The sequence below is a fragment of the Acinetobacter sp. C32I genome (genome assembly GCF_023702715.1).
GTDB lineage: Bacteria > Pseudomonadota > Gammaproteobacteria > Pseudomonadales > Moraxellaceae > Acinetobacter.
In genome coordinates, this window is record NZ_CP098480.1 from 2,300,545 (window position 1) to 2,319,494 (window position 18,950).

The 18,950-nt window shown below is 41.7% G+C and carries 23 protein-coding genes; 4 read left to right on the forward strand and 19 right to left on the reverse strand.

Going from position 1 to position 18,950, the window contains the following annotated elements; translation table 11 throughout:
• Window positions 1–221: 221 nt before the first annotated feature.
• Window positions 222–1,223: a hypothetical protein gene (locus tag NDN13_RS11035; protein ID WP_251115493.1), complete on the forward strand. Its 1,002-nt coding sequence runs from the start codon at window positions 222–224 to the stop codon at window positions 1,221–1,223.
• Between the two features lie 55 nt (window positions 1,224–1,278).
• On the opposite strand, the gene NDN13_RS11040 is transcribed toward NDN13_RS11035, so the two are convergent.
• Both NDN13_RS11040 and NDN13_RS11045 read right to left on the reverse strand, forming a co-directional pair.
• Complete coding sequence (locus tag NDN13_RS11040; protein ID WP_004655648.1) at window positions 1,279–1,476, reverse strand: hypothetical protein; 198 nt, start codon at window positions 1,474–1,476, stop codon at window positions 1,279–1,281.
• Window positions 1,477–1,581: 105 nt separating this feature from the next.
• Window positions 1,582–1,959 carry a hypothetical protein gene (locus NDN13_RS11045; RefSeq protein ID WP_251115494.1) on the reverse strand — a complete coding sequence of 126 codons (378 nt, stop codon included), beginning with the start codon at window positions 1,957–1,959 and terminating at the stop codon, window positions 1,582–1,584.
• A 52-nt stretch (window positions 1,960–2,011) separates the two neighbouring features.
• Between NDN13_RS11045 and NDN13_RS11050 the strand changes: the two genes are divergently transcribed.
• Entirely contained in the window at window positions 2,012–3,181 is a 1,170-nt protein-coding gene (locus tag NDN13_RS11050) for a hypothetical protein (protein WP_251115495.1), read from the forward strand.
• Window positions 3,182–3,206: 25 nt separating this feature from the next.
• On the opposite strand, the gene ybiA is transcribed toward NDN13_RS11050, so the two are convergent.
• From ybiA to rpmI, 3 genes are all read right to left on the reverse strand, one after another.
• The gene (gene ybiA / locus NDN13_RS11055; protein ID WP_251115496.1) at window positions 3,207–3,758 is read right to left on the reverse strand and encodes a riboflavin biosynthesis intermediates N-glycosidase; all 552 of its coding nucleotides are present in this window, start codon (window positions 3,756–3,758) and stop codon (window positions 3,207–3,209) included.
• 92 nt (window positions 3,759–3,850) lie between these two features.
• On the reverse strand, window positions 3,851–4,210 hold the full coding sequence (rplT, locus tag NDN13_RS11060) for a 50S ribosomal protein L20 (RefSeq protein WP_004655655.1): 360 nt from the start codon (window positions 4,208–4,210) through the stop codon (window positions 3,851–3,853).
• 11 nt (window positions 4,211–4,221) lie between these two features.
• Window positions 4,222–4,416, reverse strand: a complete 195-nt coding sequence (gene rpmI / locus NDN13_RS11065) for a 50S ribosomal protein L35 (RefSeq protein WP_004637967.1) — start codon at window positions 4,414–4,416, stop codon at window positions 4,222–4,224.
• A gap of 236 nt (window positions 4,417–4,652) precedes the next feature.
• On the opposite strand from rpmI, the gene NDN13_RS11070 reads away from it, so the two are divergent.
• Complete coding sequence (locus NDN13_RS11070) at window positions 4,653–5,906, forward strand: MFS transporter (protein WP_251115497.1); 1,254 nt, start codon at window positions 4,653–4,655, stop codon at window positions 5,904–5,906.
• Window positions 5,907–5,941: 35 nt separating this feature from the next.
• Here the strand turns inward: NDN13_RS11070 and NDN13_RS11075 are convergent, their stop codons facing one another.
• The 7 genes from NDN13_RS11075 to thrS all read right to left on the reverse strand — a co-directional run bounded on the left by NDN13_RS11075 (window position 5,942) and on the right by thrS (window position 11,556).
• On the reverse strand, window positions 5,942–6,367 hold the full coding sequence (locus NDN13_RS11075; protein ID WP_251115498.1) for a YqaA family protein: 426 nt from the start codon (window positions 6,365–6,367) through the stop codon (window positions 5,942–5,944).
• 64 nt (window positions 6,368–6,431) lie between these two features.
• Complete coding sequence (locus tag NDN13_RS11080) at window positions 6,432–7,283, reverse strand: arylamine N-acetyltransferase family protein (protein WP_251115499.1); 852 nt, start codon at window positions 7,281–7,283, stop codon at window positions 6,432–6,434.
• Between the two features lie 120 nt (window positions 7,284–7,403).
• A complete protein-coding gene (locus NDN13_RS11085; protein ID WP_251115500.1) occupies window positions 7,404–7,853 on the reverse strand; it encodes a hypothetical protein in 450 nt (149 codons plus the stop codon).
• Complete coding sequence (locus NDN13_RS11090; protein ID WP_251115501.1) at window positions 7,850–8,470, reverse strand: glutathione S-transferase N-terminal domain-containing protein; 621 nt, start codon at window positions 8,468–8,470, stop codon at window positions 7,850–7,852. The genes NDN13_RS11085 and NDN13_RS11090 overlap by 4 nt, the downstream gene beginning before the upstream one ends.
• Window positions 8,471–8,597: 127 nt before the next feature.
• The gene (locus NDN13_RS11095) at window positions 8,598–8,918 is read right to left on the reverse strand and encodes a DUF7709 family protein (protein ID WP_251115502.1); all 321 of its coding nucleotides are present in this window, start codon (window positions 8,916–8,918) and stop codon (window positions 8,598–8,600) included.
• Window positions 8,919–9,076: 158 nt separating this feature from the next.
• A complete protein-coding gene (gene infC, locus NDN13_RS11100) occupies window positions 9,077–9,628 on the reverse strand; it encodes a translation initiation factor IF-3 (protein ID WP_079281829.1) in 552 nt (183 codons plus the stop codon).
• Window positions 9,629–9,633: 5 nt separating this feature from the next.
• Complete coding sequence (gene thrS, locus NDN13_RS11105) at window positions 9,634–11,556, reverse strand: threonine--tRNA ligase (RefSeq protein WP_101237106.1); 1,923 nt, start codon at window positions 11,554–11,556, stop codon at window positions 9,634–9,636.
• A gap of 262 nt (window positions 11,557–11,818) precedes the next feature.
• Here thrS and NDN13_RS11110 point away from each other — a divergent pair, with 262 nt between their 5' ends.
• The gene (locus NDN13_RS11110; RefSeq protein ID WP_251115503.1) at window positions 11,819–13,462 is read left to right on the forward strand and encodes an acyl-CoA synthetase; all 1,644 of its coding nucleotides are present in this window, start codon (window positions 11,819–11,821) and stop codon (window positions 13,460–13,462) included.
• Between the two features lie 51 nt (window positions 13,463–13,513).
• On the opposite strand, the gene yjgA is transcribed toward NDN13_RS11110, so the two are convergent.
• Genes yjgA through pcnB form a run of 7 tightly spaced genes read right to left on the reverse strand, consistent with a single transcriptional unit; the run spans window position 13,514 to window position 18,819 of the window.
• Entirely contained in the window at window positions 13,514–14,047 is a 534-nt protein-coding gene (gene yjgA, locus NDN13_RS11115) for a ribosome biogenesis factor YjgA (protein WP_005239647.1), read from the reverse strand.
• Window positions 14,048–14,049: 2 nt separating this feature from the next.
• The gene (locus tag NDN13_RS11120) at window positions 14,050–14,319 is read right to left on the reverse strand and encodes an HPr family phosphocarrier protein (RefSeq protein ID WP_251115504.1); all 270 of its coding nucleotides are present in this window, start codon (window positions 14,317–14,319) and stop codon (window positions 14,050–14,052) included.
• Window positions 14,316–15,167, reverse strand: a complete 852-nt coding sequence (rapZ, locus tag NDN13_RS11125; protein WP_251115505.1) for an RNase adapter RapZ — start codon at window positions 15,165–15,167, stop codon at window positions 14,316–14,318. Before rapZ ends, NDN13_RS11120 begins: the two co-directional genes overlap by 4 nt.
• A 20-nt stretch (window positions 15,168–15,187) precedes the next feature.
• Window positions 15,188–16,033: a pantoate--beta-alanine ligase gene (gene panC, locus NDN13_RS11130; RefSeq protein ID WP_251115506.1), complete on the reverse strand. Its 846-nt coding sequence runs from the start codon at window positions 16,031–16,033 to the stop codon at window positions 15,188–15,190.
• A 3-nt stretch (window positions 16,034–16,036) separates the two neighbouring features.
• The gene (panB, locus tag NDN13_RS11135) at window positions 16,037–16,846 is read right to left on the reverse strand and encodes a 3-methyl-2-oxobutanoate hydroxymethyltransferase (RefSeq protein ID WP_251115507.1); all 810 of its coding nucleotides are present in this window, start codon (window positions 16,844–16,846) and stop codon (window positions 16,037–16,039) included.
• Window positions 16,847–16,885: 39 nt separating this feature from the next.
• The gene (gene folK, locus NDN13_RS11140) at window positions 16,886–17,374 is read right to left on the reverse strand and encodes a 2-amino-4-hydroxy-6-hydroxymethyldihydropteridine diphosphokinase (protein ID WP_004655684.1); all 489 of its coding nucleotides are present in this window, start codon (window positions 17,372–17,374) and stop codon (window positions 16,886–16,888) included.
• Window positions 17,371–18,819 carry a polynucleotide adenylyltransferase PcnB gene (gene pcnB / locus NDN13_RS11145; protein WP_251115508.1) on the reverse strand — a complete coding sequence of 483 codons (1,449 nt, stop codon included), beginning with the start codon at window positions 18,817–18,819 and terminating at the stop codon, window positions 17,371–17,373. Before pcnB ends, folK begins: the two co-directional genes overlap by 4 nt.
• Window positions 18,820–18,950 lie beyond the last annotated feature (131 nt).

Here is an 18,950-nt window from a genome sequence, read left to right on the forward strand (position 1 = left end):
AAAGCAACAAAATATAGAAATATAATAAAACGCTATAGTTTATCAGCTTTTTACCTATTTTATGAAGCTAAACCGCTGTTTAAATAGCATCCTTTTTCAGGCTAGAATCTGAAGATAAAATCGTCAGTTTTGCCGATCAATCATTTAAATTTTCGTAAAAAATAATCAATAATTGAATAAAATGTATAAGATATCGATATCGTCAATGAGAAAGAATAACGATGGCGCTTGATCAGATCTGGAAACAACAGCTTACACTTGTGACTTATGGCAATGAGTTCCTCGCAGGTGAACTCAATTTTAGTCGCTGGATTGAACATCCGATTTTCAATCAAAATCGGCTGATCTTTAGGGATTTACTCTCCCAGCACCTGTTAGCACAACATTTCCAGATTTGGCTTGAAGGGCTAAAAAAACAAGGGGTTAAAAAACTCAGCCTACATTTATCCAGCGTACTCAATGATGAGCAAAATCCCAATGCCAATGTAGAGCTGCTTCCCTTCGCACATTTTATTGTGAGCCATCAAGGCAATAAAAAAAACGCGTGGATTTGTGGACAGGAACTGGCTGAATGGGATAACAGTGATCAAGCCTTTGATATACCCGCATCCCAACAAACAACACTCCGCCAAGAAGCATTTTGGCGTTATGAATTGAATGATAAATTCGCTAAAAAAATTGATGCTGACTTACAGAAAGTGAATTGGAATCAGGTGGCCATTTTCCTGGAAAAAGAACTATTTGACAGCAAATATGCAGAACATTTTTCTGAGCCAGAACAACAGGACCTCCCTTTCTATGGCTATGAATTGGATTCGACCAGCCCACCAAACCCGCAACTCGCATTGATTCCAACCGATTATCCCGCTGATTGTGCGCATCGCCTGTTACATCGTACTCAAGCTTTGGCTGATTATTTAGAACAACAACGACAACATCCTTATCATGCGACAGGTGAATTGATCAGCCCCGAAGAACAAATCAATTTGCGTAATTTCGCTCAGAAGACTGATGATTTATTTGCAAAATTGATTGTGAAAACAGCAAATCATTACCAAATGGCCCAACTCACAGCAGAAGAGCCTGAAATTACTGATCGAACCATGGAAATCCCACATCAACTAGATAAAACCCAACATCATAAAGTTGGTACATCAGGTGTTATCAAACTGATTATCCTGACTGTAATTATCTGTCTGCTTGCTTATTATTTTGGTCTGTAACAACACCATGCATAAAAAACCTAGATCACGCCATCTAGGTTTTTCTTTTATCGTTTTAGAAAGTCGGTCGAATTCTGATAATCACTTTATGTCCACCATCATGCTGATTAACAATGTGATGTACATTTTCAATTTCACCTTCAACTTCTGCATCTGGCCCATAGAAAATTCGGATGGTTTCACCCTTTCTCGGCACAATACTCAGTTCTGTTTCAAATGCACCTTGCTGTAACCCTTCTACGCTCACTAACATATTTTTATCCTGATGCTGTTTTCTTTACTGTAAAAAGATTTCAGCGCAAAAGTCTAATCGAACATGTTTGGGTTATGTAATCATTAAATAAATCAATAGAGTATCTTACTCATCATAATCTAAATCATCTTCATCCATATTGAGAAAATCAGGTTCAGGGGTTTGTTCAAATTGCACGGCGAGAATCTCTGTGTGTTGAAGTAAACTAGCTTTAGCGACGCGATGCATTCCATCCATCACACGCCCTTGTGCACATAAAATAATTGGATAACTCAGATCAGCGTCTTGAATCAGTTGAAAGTGCTCAATGATTTGTTGTGTTGTTGGAGATTGATCTGGAAACCAATAGGCTTCGTTTAGCTCTTGAATATCAGCCAGTAAAACCGTCTTAGGCATCAAGTTTTTCGTCAACTCAAGTAAATGATGAACATCCCAAATATAGAGATCTTGTCCAATATTGCGAAAATGATATTGTTTTCTCATTACTTTTTGATCACTCTATCTCCAATTCAAAACGATTATAATAGGAAGAAGAGTGTATCTCCATTTACCAAGAATTTACCGTCAAATCGCATTAGTCAGTTATGGAAATGAATTTTTAACTGGCGGCGTAGATTCCGAGCTTTTAGACCGCCACCCTTTACTCTTCACCCACTTTCCTATTTTACGAAATATTGAGCAAGGTAATTTACTGGCAGGCTCTGCTTCACATTTTTTAAGTTTTCTGAAATCACAAGGTCTAGAAAAAATCAGTTTACATTCGGCATCCAATCTCTCAAATTATTTGAACGAATCGGAACTTTTTAATTTCACCCAAGGTGATAGTGACTTTTGTATTGTCTGCCATTTTCCTCAACAACAGTTAAAAGCACTGATCCATTGTGAAGAAAAATCACTTTGGCAAAGCTATGATAACGATGGATACCCATTATACTCAGACTATAACAATTACCATGACAGTGTTGAAAACTATGTGTTGATCGATCTTCCTGTCGTGGCTATTTCGAGTATTACTGAAGATTTAAAACCTATCTCTTGGCAAAGCTTTTTCAATGAATACCAAGAAAAAATCTATCATTTTGCAGTGGCTCGACGCTTTGGAAGTTACCCTGTTCCGTTGACTGATAATAATTGCTATGAAGGCGATATGTATCAAATTGAAGAACAGTTCCCAGTACTCCCCTATAATCTGAAAAAGAACTATGCCAGTATTTTAATGCTCAATGCTGCTCGCTTAAAAAGTCAGTTTGATAATGAATCTCATATCAAAAATGACAATGGGGATTACTGGCACATGTCTGAAACTGAAAAACTAGAATTTGATACTGCACGTAATACACTCGAAGAATTCCACATCCTTATCTTAAAATATACGGCCAACCAATATCAGAACTCAAATATCAGTCATCAGCATGACCAACACAATGCGTTTAAATTTTCTCCTAAATCTCTAGATACTATCGAATTTTCAAGCACTCCTCCTCCATTGGCAGAGCATGAAACTTCTTCATTCACAGAACCTCAACCCCACTTTCATTGGTCAGGAATCATAAAATTTCTATGGTCCATGCTATGGTGTTATTGTGCGTTATGGACCTTAGCTTATTTCGCAGTTGATTGGGGTAATCTTTTTATTCTGATTCTTGCTTTTATCTATGCCATATATAAAGTACTTAAAAAATTAGCCAATGAAAAAGACCACTAAAAATGCGGTCTTTTTCATTTTGTGCCTATAGCAACTGAGCGCGTACTTGCATCAGTGCAAAACCAAGTAAGTTTAATCCCTGCCATTGGTTCGGGTCTAGGATATGCTGGTGATCTTGTGCCATACCAATTCCCCAAATCTTATCAACAGGCGATGCTTCAACCAAAATACGATCATGCGTGGCAAGTAAAAAATCTCTTAATTCCGGATAGTGTGAGAATTTAGCCAAGTTTGCCTGTACCACAATTTCAAAACGCTTTTCCTGCCACAGTTGTTCGTCATAGTGCTGTATTTTTCGACCGAGCTGTTTTGCTTCATTCGGATGTGTGACCTTCAAAATCTGATTCAACATCTGATCATCGTTAAAAAGTTTTGCTTTTTGCGCCATCATGTAATGTTCTGCCGTGAGATATTCGATGCCCTCCTGTTTGAATGGCGATGGAAACCACTGGCTAAAACAACTCTTGTCCACATGATTGGCTTGCTTTGGGGTATGTCCCCAGAAATATAAATATTTAAATTGGTGGCCTTGTTGCACTTGTTGAATTAAATCATTTAAAAATTGTTCGTCTTGCATTATCTATCTCTGATTATTCTCTATTGTTGAAAATTTAATACCCTAAAAATAAAAAAGACCGCTAAAAAGCGGTCTTCTTTGAATCTCTAAGCTTATGCAGCTAATGCGCCTTTAGCTTTTTCAGCTAAAGCAGCAAATGCAATTGCATCATGCATAGCGATGTCAGCTAATACGCGACGGTCGATGATCACTTGAGCTTTTTTCAAGCCATCGATCATACGGCTGTATGACAAACCGTTTTGACGAGCACCAGCATTGATACGCGCAATCCATAAAGCACGGAATTGACGTTTCTTTTGACGGCGGTCACGGTAAGCGTATTGACCAGCTTTGATTACCGCTTGGAACGCTACGCGATAAACGCGTGAACGAGCACCATAGTAACCTTTAGCGCGAGCAAGAATTTTTTTGTGACGGCGATGAGCCACTACACCACGTTTTACACGAGCCATTTATAATCTCCTTAGATGTATGGGCACATAGCACGAACTGATGCAACGTCACTTACGTGAACCATTACACAACCGCGCAATTGACGGATACGCTTAGCAGATTTTTTGGTCAAAATGTGGCGCTTGAATGCTTGTTTGCGCTTGAAACCGTTTGCAGTCGCTTTAAAGCGTTTAGCTGCACCACGGCGAGTTTTTAACTTAGCCATAGTAACCTCTTTTGGGCACCTGTTCGGCACGTTTGCACTATTGCAAATCAACCTGCAGGTAAGGAAGGCAGTATCATATAGTATCTCCCCCCAAAACAAAAGCAAAATGCTCATTTTTTGACAGAAATAATGCTGTTTTCAGCAAACGTTATTTCCCATAATTAATTCTCAAATTGTGAGAAACATGCACAAAATCAGCGCATATAATAACAACAAATTCTTAAATCTCTATCCATATGAATATACAGAATGATGCTTTCGCCGCCTTGCGGTATCGGGATTTCTCTATCGTAACCCTCAATCAATTTTGCTTGACGCTGGCCATCTTGATTCAGGAAATTATTGTGGCGTATTCACTCTATCAAATCACGCGAGACCCTCTGACACTGGGTTTTATTGGTCTGGCAGAAGCAATTCCATTCATTACCCTATCCCTATGGGGTGGTTATTTCGCGGATAAGCTGAATAAACAAAGCATTATGAAAGTCTGTTTATTCTTTTCCATTCCTTTGCCTTTGGTTCTTTGGGGTTTGTTCCATTTACATGGCTTAGAAAAAATTGGCATTAGCACACTATCTTGGGGCATCTATGCCGTCATATTCGCCTTAGGTACCATTCGGGGCTTTTACAATCCATCAGCAACCTCACTGAAACCCTTTTTGATTCCACGCGAACTGTATGCCAATGGTGCCACGTGGACTACTATCGGCTGGCAAAGTGGTGTCATTATCGGGCCAATGTTGGGTGGTTTTATGTTGGCATTTCTTGGTCGAGAAAGCAGTCTGTTTGCCGTGACCGCATTACTGGCAATCTGCTTTATTTTGATTAATTGCTTACAGAAACGCAGCTTTCCAAAAATGGAAACCGAGAATGTCTTGCAAAGCCTGACCGATGGTTTCCGCTTTATTTGGAAAACCAAAATTGTTCTATGGGCAATCTCGCTGGACTTGGTCTCAGTACTATTTGGTGGGGTGATTGCTCTGTTGCCGATTTTTGCTGAAGAGATTTTAAAGGTTGGACCTGAAGGCTTAGGCTACTTACGTGCAGCCCCATCTATCGGTGCACTGATCACCATGATTGTGCTGACCAAGTTCCCGCCAATGCACCATGCGTGGCGCAATATGCTTTTAGCGGTCGCGGGCTTTGGTATTTTTACCATTCTGTTCGCTTTCTCGAACAATATGTGGCTGTCCCTATTTGCTTTGGCCATGACTGGTGCTTGTGACAGTGTTTCAGTCGTAGTTCGTCAAACCATCTTGCAAATTTTCCCGCCTGAAAATATGCGAGGCCGTGTCGCAGCAGTGAATGGGATGTTTGTTTCTTCAAGTAATGAACTGGGGGCTTTTGAATCAGGTCTTGCCGCCAAATACCTCGGTACCATTACAGCAACCATTCTGGGTGGATGTATGACCCTTGCCGTAGTGAGTTATTGCTGGTTTAAAACCAGTGACTTATTTACAGTCGATATTACCAAAGGAACTGAACAATAAACTGAACGGGAAAGCTCATCTCTCCTTTCCCATTTTTAAAAAATTCCTAAATAGAGTGCGTATAAAGTGAGATAACGTCCACCTTTGGCAATGGAGACAATCAACAAGAATCGCCAAAAGTTCTCTTTCATCAACCCAGCAATCAAGGTAATGGGATCACCAATCACAGGAGTCCAACTCAGTAGCAGCGAATAAAAACCATATTTATGATAAATCTGTTGTGCTTGCAGCAACCGTTGCTCTGAAACAGGAAACCATTTCTTATTTTTAAAATGTTCAATTTTCAGTCCAAGCCACCAATTCACACAGGAACCCAAGACATTACCAATGGTCGCAACCAAAATTAGATAAAAAGGATTGGAAAGTCCTTGTACCAATAATGTCATTAATACCGCTTCAGACTGTAACGGCAATAAGGTCGCAGCGCCAAAGGCTGAGAGAAATAATAAAAAATAGGACATCAAAACAGGATTCACTCAAACTAGGATCAGCACATCATCAAGAGCAGACCATATAACGTGAACACTATGGATTCAAGGCTAATTTAGCCCAAGCTTCTTTAAGCTGCTGTTGCGAAATATTAATTCGAAATACGGTTTTAATCACATGCTCAAACGCTTCAAAAGTGGATAACTCTTGTTTATCAGATTGTCCTTTGCCATGAATTCGAAGTACACGATCTTTAAGCGTCATACGCACATCATTGTTGGCTGTAAACAACATTAAATGCTGGGTAAATAGAGATTCTGGAGAAGTCGAAATATACCAATTGGCAATCAAGGTATCAGCATCTGCAATGTGTTGTTGGGGGTTAATCGCATAGACATTGATCCATTCATTATGAAGATAGACTTGCAGCATATAAGTCATATCCGTCAGCACTGTCGCATCCAAACCACTCTGTTCAAGCTCAACAAACCTAAACGGTTCAAGTGGTGTCTGCTGTGTTTCACCGACCTGATCCAGCGATAAAACCGTGGTTGGAGTCATCCCACCAAACCCTGGATCATATAAAAATAAATGCTGATCTATACGCACCAGAGTCACCAAATGCGTGCGTACAGGAGTCGTGATCGGCGAGCTCTGATAATAGACTCGACCGAGCACATTATAGGCCTCATAGCCCAGTTCAGTTAAGGCAATTCTGGTTAGGGTGCTGTGTTCTAGACAATAGCCTTCACGATTTTCAATCAATAATTTTTGCACAAGTACGTCTGACGCTAATGAAACCTCTTCTCCTAAAAAAGAGGATAGGTTACCAAAAGGAATCGTTTGCACATGAAGGTTTAATAAGGTCTTAAGATGCTCCAAGGTCGGTAAAAACTGACCTTCAAAACCAAGCTTTTTTAAATAAAGGGCTGATATTTTTGCTTGCATGATGCGTTATCTTTTTTGAACTTAAAGCATCGTAGCCTGAACATGCATAGACTAGATGAAAAATTACACAATTATAAAACAGTCAGGCTTACATGCCCGAAATCATAGCTTTTGCAAAGATTAATTTTTAGTTTTCGCTTTTTTAGACCGAATAGAAAAATACATAACTGAAAAAATGAATGGAAAAACAAATAACAGCCAAAATGTAAGATCAGAGCTTACAATTTTCTGATACAGATTCAGTTGGACTTCTGCATTTGAAACAGCCACCAAAGTCATAGACACTTGATGGTCAAGATAGCTACATAACACCAATGATAAACTTAAAAAGCCAGTAAAAAACCAGCTACTACAATATGAATTTTTGGTCTCTAGCTGTAGCCAAGCAAAGAGTGTAGAAAATAAGAGCCCTAAAACAGTAATAAATGCAAATACCAAAACCGCCAAATGACTCTCTGAATAGAGCTTTTGCAACTGAGCACAAAGGATTGCCGTAAGCAACAGCAATCCCATCGCAATCACCCAATGCTTGAAATAGCAACGCCATCCAGCCTTTTGATTCAGACTCATCCCACTTTGATCGACAAGGCTTTTTGTATCGCAGGACGAGCTGTTAAGCGTTCAATATAATCTTGCACATACGGGTAGTCTTCAAGCTGAATGCCCTGCCATTCATAACGCAAGGCCCAAGGTAAGATCGCCATATCTGCAATCGAGTATTCACCTGCTACAAACTTTTGACCAATTAACTGCTTATTTAAAACAGTGTAAAGGCGTTTGGTTTCATTCACATAACGATCAATGGCATAAGGAATCCGTTCAGGGGCAAACTTGTTAAAGTGGTGATTTTGCCCCAGCATTGGACCAAATCCACCCATTTGCCACATCAACCATTGTTCCACTTCAACTCGCTCTTGTTCATCAGTCGGATAGAACAGACCTGTTTTTCGACCTAAATATTGCAAGATTGCGCCTGACTCAAACACTGAGATGGGTTCGCCTCGTGGACCATTTTGATCAACAATTGCTGGAATTTTATTATTGGGAGAGATTCTTAGAAAATCAGGTTGAAACTGATCATTTTCTAAAATATTGATTGGGAAAATCTGATATTCGAGTCCCATTTCTTCTAAAGCAATTGTTATTTTATGCCCATTGGGTGTCCCCCAATAATATAAGTCAATCATTTATATTGTCCTGTTCATCATTATCTTGACTGTTGTTGCGTTATAGCACATTTCATCAATCTCAATCAGCAAATAGGCACGAAAAGAAACAATAAAGCCGTGTTTTCAAAGATAATGTTGTGAAGATTCAAGCTTGGCTTTCCAAGAACTCCTTGGCCTTTTCACCGACAAATTTACGACCTGCATTGCTGCCATTGATCCATTCATCAACGGTGAATAAATCAAACATCCCGACTTTAAACAAGGTCGGTACAGCTAAAATCAGTTCGTCTTCGACAGCACCTCGAACACCAACATTATAAAGATTAATATTATGCAGCATGGTGGCAACCGTTCCTGTTTGGACACGACTGCCATCTTTGAGTTTAACTTGAGGCAGAACTTCGCCTTCTTGCACCACTTTTTGATTAATTTCAGAGAGCTGTTCAGTACCTGTAATTGTTGACATATCTTGTTCCTATTTTTAAGTTCTGGGATGTTTAATTTACCCTATCATATTTTGATTCGGATGCCTGTTGATGATACTTAGAACATTTCTAATGAAATAATGCATTATTATAGACATAAAAAAGCACCGCCTATTGCGGTGCTTTTTCTAAGAAAAAATTACTTTTTCTTTTTCGGACCAAGTAACATGCCCATCTGACGGCCTTCCATCTTCGGAGCTTGTTCAACAACACCAAACTCAGCAACGTCAGCTTCAATTTTTTGTAATTGAGCTAAACCAAGCTGTTGATGTGCCATCTCACGACCACGGAAACGCAAAGTGATTTTCACCTTATTTCCTTCTTCAAGGAAACGTAAAATTGCACGCAATTTTACTTGGTAATCACCTACGTCCGTCGCTGGACGTAACTTGATTTCTTTCACTTGCACTTGATGCTGTTTTTTCTTCGCATCTTTTTGCTTCTGTTTCAAGTCAAATAAGTGCTTGTTGTAGTCCATGATCTTACAAACAGGTGGTTCTGCATTAGCAACAATCTCAACAAGGTCAAGATTAGCTTCTTCTGCAGCACGCAATGCTTCATTTAATGAAACAACACCTTTTTGTTCTCCATCTGCAGCGACGAGGCGTACTTCTTTCGCACGGATCTCATCGTTAATTGCAGGACGGTTACTTTTAGCACCTTGTTGTTGGTTACGGTCAGGCTGTTTAATCTTTATTACTCCACGATGTACCGGCCACGTTCGGCAACGGCAGATTTCACTAAGTCAATAAATGCATCTACTGACATAGTACCTAAATTTTTTCCTGAGCGAGTACGCACATTAACTGTACCTTCTTCAACTTCTCGATCACCAAGAACCAGAAGGTAAGGAATACGCTCTAGGGTACGCTCACGAATCTTAAATCCGATCTTTTCATTTCTCAAGTCAGAAATAGCACGAAGACCATTTTCTTTGAGTTTTGCGACCACTTGCTCACTTGCCTCGGCTTGTGAATCCGTAATATTCATGACACAAGCTTGAATTGGAGTGAGCCATGGTGGCATGAAGCCCGCATAGTGTTCAATTAGTATACCAATAAAACGCTCAAAACTGCCAAGAATTGCACGATGCAACATGACTGGCTGATCACGATCATTGTCTTCAGTGACATAAGACGCGTCTAAACGGATTGGCAAGTTGAAGTCACACTGAATTGTACCGCACTGCCAGATACGACCTAAGCAGTCTTTCAATGAGAATTCAATTTTCGGGCCATAGAATGCACCTTCACCTGGTTGTAAGTCCCAAGCCAAGCCAGCATCATCTAAAGCATCCGCTAAAGATTTTTCAGCTAAGTCCCAAAGTGCATCATCACCCACACGTTTTTCTGGACGTGTAGACAATTTCATTTGCACTTCTTCGAAACCGAAGTCTTTGTACACATCTAAAGTCAGTTTAATAAAGTCAGCGACTTCTTTACCAATCTGTTCTTTGGTACAGAAAATGTGCGCATCATCTTGAGTAAAGCCGCGAACACGCATAATTCCGTGTAAAGAACCTGATGGTTCGTTACGGTGGCAAGAACCAAACTCCGCCAAGCGAATTGGTAAGTCACGGTAAGATTTCAAACCTTGGTTAAACACTTGCACGTGACATGGGCAGTTCATTGGCTTCACTGCATAGTTACGGCTTTCAGAATGCGTCGTAAACATGTTTTCAGCATAGTTTGCCGCATGTCCAGACTTTTCCCACAAAGTGAAATCAACAATCTGTGGTGTCTTGATTTCTTGGTAACCATTGTCTTGCTGAACTTTACGCATGTATTGTTCAAGCACTTGGTAAATCGTCCAGCCGTTCGGATGCCAGAACACCATACCCGGTGCTTCTTCTTGCATATGGAACAGGTCTAAAGCTTTACCAATTTTACGATGGTCACGCTTTTCAGCTTCTTCAATACGTTTGATATAAGCAGCTAACTGCTTTTTGTCCGCCCAAGCCGTACCATAAATACGCTGTAGCTGTTCATTCTTCGCATCACCACGCCAGTAAGCACCAGAGATTTTAGTGAGTTTGAATGATTTTAAGAATTTAGTGTTGGGTACGTGCGGACCACGGCACATATCCAAATAATCTTGATGGTAGTACAAGCCCATTTGTGTTTCGTTTGGCATGTCTGCAATCAAGCGCAATTTATATTCTTCACCACGTGCTGTGAATTCTGCAATCACTTCATCACGTGGAGTCATCTTTTTGATGACGTCATAATCTTGATCGATGAGCTTTTTCATGCGCTCTTCAACCGCAGCCATATCATCCAAAGTAAATGGACGTGGCATCCAGATGTCGTAGTAGAAACCTTCTTCGATTACAGGACCGATCACCATTTTCGCTTCTGGGAACAATTGCTTAACTGCATGTCCGACCAAGTGCGCGCATGAGTGACGAATGATTTCTAAACCTTCTTCATCTTTAGGGGTAATAATCTGAACTGTTGCATCTTCTGTGATTAAGTCACAAGCATCCACCAAGCGATCATTGATACGGCCAGCAACTGTATTTTTTGCAAGACCCGGACCAATGCTCTGAGCAAGTTCCATCACGGAAATTGGATGATCAAACTGCTTCTGATCACCATTTGGTAAAGTAATGATTGGCATAATAAAATCCTTAAGGAGTGATGCCCTATACGAAGGAGCATATCACCGCGAGATTATGTATTGAGGCGCAGCCTCAAAAGATAAAAAACGGCGGATAAAAAAGTATCCAAGATTTTACACGGGTTTAGCTGTGGATGAAACCTCTAAGCCAGAAAAACCCAAGATCAGTCCAGATTCATCTCCGACTAAAGCCTAAATGATTTAGACTCGATGACAGAATAGTTTAGTTATCAATGAAAAGAACAGAAATGGAGCAAGACACATGGTGAGTGCATATGATCAATTACCCAAGACCCCTGCAAATTTTGTTGCCTTATCCCCGTTACGTTATTTAGAACGCGCGGCTTATATTTATCCGCAGCATGCCGCGATTATTCATGCTGAACGTCAGATTACCTGGCAGCAGACTTATCAGCGTTGTCGTCAATTTGCACACCAGTTAAGCCGTTTGGGCATTCAAAAAAACGAGACTGTTTCAGTACTCTTACCCAATATTCCCGCCATGATCGAAGCACATTTTGCCGTGCCAATGGCAGGTGCAGTACTCAACACCTTGAATACCCGTCTTGATGCCAAGACCATTGCTTTTATGCTAGAACACGCGGAAACCAAAGTGCTGTTGGTTGATCCTGAATTTCGTCAAGTGGCTGAAGAAGCGCTCACGCTTGTCTCACAAGAAATTATTGTGATTGATGTCTTTGATTCTGAATTTGAAGGTGAACAAATTGCGCTTGGACAGTATGAATATGAAGCATGGATCGCCCAAGGTGATCCTGAATTTGAATGGCGACTTCCTCAAGATGAATGGGATGCAATTAGCCTGAGTTATACTTCGGGTACCACAGGCAACCCTAAAGGTGTAGTCTACCATCACCGTGGTGCTTATTTGAATGCTGCCAGTAATATCTTGGCCTGTGGCATGAAACCTCGGGCTACATACCTTTGGACCCTGCCGCTATTTCATTGCAATGGTTGGTGCTTTGCTTGGTCAATTGCAGCCAGTGGCGGTACTAATATTTGCCTACGTCGTGTCGACCCCGCGTTAATTTTCAAATACATCGCAGTATATAAAGTGGATTATTTCTGCGGTGCGCCAATTGTGCTGTCCATGCTGATCAACACACCAAGCGAACAGAAAACAGCATTTGAGCATGATGTTGAAGTGATGGTTGCGGGCGCTGCGCCACCTGTGGCAATCATCGAGGGAATGCGCAATATCGGCATTAACGTCAATCATGTCTATGGTTTGACCGAAACCTACGGTCCTTCAGCCTTATGTGCGTCACAAGCAGGCTGGAGTGATTTATCCATTCAGGAGCAAGCGCAACTACACTCTCGCCAAGGCGTGCCTTATCCGTTACAGGATAGTATGCGGGTACTTGATCCAGAAACCATGCAGCCCGTCCCCAATGATGGAAAAACCATGGGGGAAATCATGTTTCGTGGCAACATTGTCATGAAAGGTTATTTAAAGAATCCCCAAGCCACTGAAGAGGCCTTTAAAGGAGGATGGTTCCACACCGGAGACTTGGCCGTCAGTCATGCGGATGGTTACGCCAAAATTACTGATCGTTCCAAAGATATCATTATTTCAGGTGGTGAAAATATTTCATCTTTGGAAGTTGAAGATGTGCTGTATCGGCATCCTGCGGTACTCACAGCCGCAGTGGTGGCTAAGCCTGATCCGCGTTGGCAGGAAGTACCCTGTGCCTTTATTGAACTCAAACAAGGAGCATCCGCATCAGCTGAGGAAATCATTGCCCATTGTCAGCAAGAACTGGCTCGTTTTAAAGTCCCCAAAGATGTGGTGATTACCGAGATTCCTAAAACTTCGACAGGAAAATTGCAGAAATTTATTTTAAGGGAGTGGGCCAAAGAACGGGCAAGCAGCGAGTTTGGCGGTTAAACTCACAGATAAAAAAAGAAGTTTCCGTGGAAACTTCTTTTAACATGCTAATTACTGTTCAGATAGCAGCGCGACCTGCTGTACATAGTTCACAAATTTGCGTTTCGAAGCCTCTAGCTCCTCTTCACTCACCTGTTGTTTGATGTCACGGTGAATTCGCAATACATGCTGACGTAAAGTATGACGTTCAGATGCATTAAATACTTTGCTAAATTCATTAATGATTGGATCACCTTGATCAATCATACGATCAACCCAACGCATCAACTGCATTTGTTTTTTCGCGCCTTGTTGCGGAGTGAGATAAGACAAAATCGTTGTTTCATCTTCATTACGCAATAACTTACCAACACGTTGGAACTGACGACGACGTGCTTCAAATGAACTGATCTTTTGCACTTCAAGCAATGCATCAATTAAACGTTCATCGACAGGAAGCTTTTGAATCTGCTTAGGATTGAGTTGAGCCAACTGCTCACCCAAAGCGGCCATGCGTTGTACGGCTTTCTTTTGCTCGGTTCGACTTGCACGCCCGTCTAATGACTCAAAATCTTCATCGGTATAACGTTGGGGACCACGTGCCACTATTACTCTGCCTCATAAAATTTTGCTGCGAACAGCGTTTGAATTTCTTCCAGTGCCTGCTCTTCATCAGCACCTTCGATTACCAGTCTTAATGTGGTGCCCTTACCCGCACCTAACATCAACAATGACATAATATTTTTTGCATCAACCAACTTATCGCCCTTGCCAATTTGGATCGAAGCACGAAACTTGGTCGTCACTTCAATCAGTTTACCAGATGCACGCGCATGTAAGCCGAGTTTATTAATTACATCAATTGTTGTGTCTATCATGACCAGTGCTTCATTTCTCTATGTAAGATTTGGACAGTCCATTTTGCCTCAAGGGCTTGTTTGAGTCTATCCACGATATAAACTGAACGATGCTGCCCACCAGTACATCCCACCGAAATGGTCATGTAATGGCGATGCCCTTCTGCAAAAGCAGGTAACCACTTTTCTAGGAAAGTATAAATATCTTCAAACATGTCATTGGTTTGTTGACTGCCTTCCAAAAAGCGGCGCACAGGTTCATCTAAACCTGAAAAACGGCGTAATTCTAAATCCCAATGTGGATTTGGTAAATGCCGTACGTCAAATACATAATCTGCATCCAGTGGAATACCATGCTTATAACCAAAGGACTGTAAAATGACGATCAAATTATCTGATTGTCCAAGCTTAGACAATAAAATATGTTTTAAATCATGAACGCTTTTATCAGTGGTATCAATATGTACTGTAGAACGGAATTGTATCGGAATTAATAGCTGTTTCTCTTCCTGAATACATTGCAACAAACTATTAAAGCGACTAGCCAAAGGATGAGGACGACGGGATGCACTAAAACGTGCAATCAAATCCTGATCCTGCGTGGTCAGATAAATAATATCGACGGTACCATGTCGCTGTAATTGCTGAAACACATGATCAAACTCTTGCATATCGGCACGGGTACTTCGAATATCGACCCCCAGTGCCAGTTGCTCCAGATTATTTTCATGATCAAGTTTGGCTACAATTTCAGGCAATAACGCCAAAGGTAAGTTATCTATACAATAATAGCCCAAGTCTTCAAGTACTTGTAAGGCTGAGGATTTTCCCGAACCGGATTGACCTGTAACGATAAGAATACGCTTCATGGCGTTTTGCCCTTCATTTTTTATGTTTTAAAGTCGATTTGTAGGTTATCAATCAACCGGGTTGAACCAAGCTTGGCTGCAATAAATAACACCAAGTTTTGATCAAACTGTTGAATCGGTTGCAAGTTGGTTTGTCGAGCCTCCACATAATCCACAACAAAACCCGCTTGTGTCAATTGAGCAGAGATATTTTCTAACACTTGCGACAAAGCTTGGCCTTCATGTAACTGCTGTTCGGCTTGTTTGAGCAATTGATAAATCGTCGGCGCGGCGGCACGTTGCTGTTCAGTCAGATAACCATTACGCGAGCTTAAAGCAAGACCATCTTCAGCACGGACAATCGGTACGCCAATCACTTCCAATGGCATATTCAAGTCTTGTACCAACTGACGAATCACGGCCAATTGCTGATAGTCCTTTTGACCAAAGAAAGCAAAATCAGGTTGGACGATATTGAATAGTTTGGTCACCACAACCGCAACACCATCAAAATGACCTGGACGCGATTTTCCACACAGGTCATCGGTAATTTGACCCACACTGATATTGGTCAAACGTGGTTGTGTGCCATACATTTGCTCAACCGTCGGGGCAAAAATAATATCGCAACCAACATCTGCCAATAAACGACTATCTTGCTCTAAAGTACGTGGATAGCTATCAAAATCCTCGCCTGCACCAAACTGAATTGGATTGACGAAAATACTCACCACCACGACATCACACAGTTTTTTTGCTTCACGCACCAAAGTCAAATGCCCTTCGTGCAAGTTCCCCATAGTCGGTACAAAACCAATCAACTTTTTTGAACTACGCGCAGGCGCAAGTGATGCAGTTAAGCCTTGTATTGTTGTTTCAGTTTTCATGAATTAAAGCTCAACTTGGAAAGTATGTTCCTTGGCTGGGAACGACTGGTCTTGCACTGCGGCATGGTACGATTTAAATGCATCGACGATCGCAGTTTCACCTGCTTGCTCTTTCATAAAGTTGCGTACAAAACGTGCCACGCGACCAAAGGTTAAACCGAGCATGTCCTGTACCACCAGCACTTGACCATCGGTTTCATTGCCCGCGCCAATTCCGATCACTGGCGTATTCGGGAATAATTCAGCAATTTCTTTACCGAGTTGAGCTGGGACACATTCAAGCAATAAAACCGCCGCACCCGCATCAACCACCGCTTGGCAATCAGCAATCAATTGATCTGCTGCTTCACGTGTTCTTGCTTGAAGCTTATAACCACCAAACACATGCACAGATTGCGGTGTTAGGCCTAAATGTACACAGACAGGAATACCATTACGGGTTAATACCGTCACCAGTTCACTGAGCCAAGCCCCACCTTCAATCTTGACCATTTGTGCGCCGACCTGCATCACCGACTTGGCATTTTTCAAGCCATCTTCAAGTGTGGCATAGCTCATAAATGGCAGGTCAGTCATGATTAAGGCATGTGCATTACCACGGCGTACAGCTGCAGTATGGTAAGCCATATCTTCAACTGTGACAGGAAGTGTAGAGTCTCTGCCTTGAATCGCCATTCCTAGAGAGTCACCGATTAAAATCGTATCAATTTCAGCCAATTCCATAGCTTTAGCCATACTTGCATCATAGCAAGTGAGGCATGAGAACTTGCGTCCTTCGGCTTTAAACTTTCTTAAGTCACTTAGACTAATCATGATGATGTCCTCTACAGGCGTTTCCAGAACGAAACAGTCTTAAGCGGTTGCCCAAGACTGGTCTGCTATTACAGTCAAGTTTGCTTGCTGCACCAGTTCTAAATCTTTTAATGAATGACCATTTAATTGCAAATGAGCATCTAAATCTAATAAGGGAAGCAATACAAAATCACGTTGCAGAATACCGATATGTGGTACGGTTAAACGTTCATTTTGGATCTGCTCTTGACCATAGATTAATAAATCCAGATCAAGGGTACGCTCTCCCCAACGTCGTAAACGGACACGCCCTGACTCTTGCTCAAATTGTTGTAATTGATCAAGTAAAGCAAGCGGTGCTAGCGTAGTGTCCAGTTGAACAACGGCATTTAAATAGTGAGGTTGATCTTGCGGCCCCATCGGCGGACTTTGATATAGTCGCGATACCTGTACAGCTCCCAAGCTTGCAAGCTTCGCAACAGCTTCACTCAGAATCTGCCGCGAATCGCCTAAGTTACTGCCTAGACCAATATAAGTACGAATGGTCATTGTGTTGGCCCAAAAACCACTTGGCTGAGATCACGTTGTATACGTTTACGCTTGAGGATCGGGTGATCGGCATTCACTGAGCCCGTAGTCGCTTTTTCAATGAAACGACTGCTTGATTCATCCGCTCTGACCCGTTCTTTCTTGGCACGGCGGCTTCGTGGCTCAGGTACATTCACCAAAGGCTCAATTTCAGCAGTCTTCGGCTCATCAACTTCAACAGCCTTACGACGTGTCTTACTACGTTGACGGTTGTATTGACGAATCACTGCTTCTTTTTGATCCGTGCTCATTTCTTGGTAGGCTTCCCACCAAACGCCCATACCTTCAGTACCGCTATCGCCTGATTTCTCACGCAATAACAAGAAGTCAAAGCCTGCACGGAAACGTGCATGACCAGCCAAAGCTTCAATTTGCTGTGGCTTTGGATTGAGCAAACGGGTTTGCATTTCCCAAACTTCACGAATAAAGGTTTCAGCAAAACGTGGAATGATGGTCCGCGTTGCTTGACGCTTCAACACATCCAAACCTGCTTGTGCACGCGCTTCCGCTGGCACGACACCTTTGTTCAAATAGAAATCGCAGCGTTCCAAGAAAGGTTTCCATAACAACACCGCATAGAAAAATGCAGGATTGATGGTTTTACCAATTTGAATTCGTTGATCAGTATTACGTGCTGCACGGTCGATAAAAGCGGTCAGGTTCGGTGGAATTTCAGCAAATAACTGCTTCCAAACACCAAACTCAATCAACATCGGTAATACACGGGTCAGGTGCCCCATGGTGAATAGCTTTTGCGACTCATCATATAAACGATGTGGCGAGACATCTCGCAACAATTGCGTCATTTCAGGATCAAAAACATCCAAAATCGATTGATCAATCTGGAAATTTAATTTTGCTGCAAAACGCAAAGCACGCAACATCCGCACTGGATCTTCTTCAAAGCGCTGTGCAGGTTCACCCAAGAACCGTAAGGTACGACTATTGATATCATCCACCGCATGGCAGAAATCAAGCACGATGCCTTTACGTGGCTGGTAATACAAGGTATTGATCGAAAAATCTCGACGAGCAAAGTCTTGCTCAATCGTTCCCCAGTTATTATCACGAAGAATCATCCCAGATGCACTGGTGACTGCTTTTTTCGGTGGGGCACGGAAGGTCGCAACTTCAATCAGTTCGCGACCAGAATATACATGTGCTAACTCAAAACGTCGTCCGATAATTCGGCAACGTCGACCAAAAACCTCTTTCACTTGGGCTGGTGTAGCATTAGTAACCGCGTCAAAATCCTTTGGATTAAGACCTAACATCATGTCTCGAACACCACCGCCCACAATATATGCCTCGTAGCCTGCTTTAGTCAGACTATCGATCACATCTAAAATTGAGGAAGGAAGTTGAGTTGTGGACAAACCACATTTTGACGCACGCAAAGTTTGCAAAAGACACTGTCTCCTACGTCAGGACGTAAATAACAATTTGTCGCTAATCATAGCTCTAACACACACAAAGGGCAATTTATTCTGTTGGAAGTTTCAACAGTTCAGTCTATCTAATCAATCCGATTTTTACT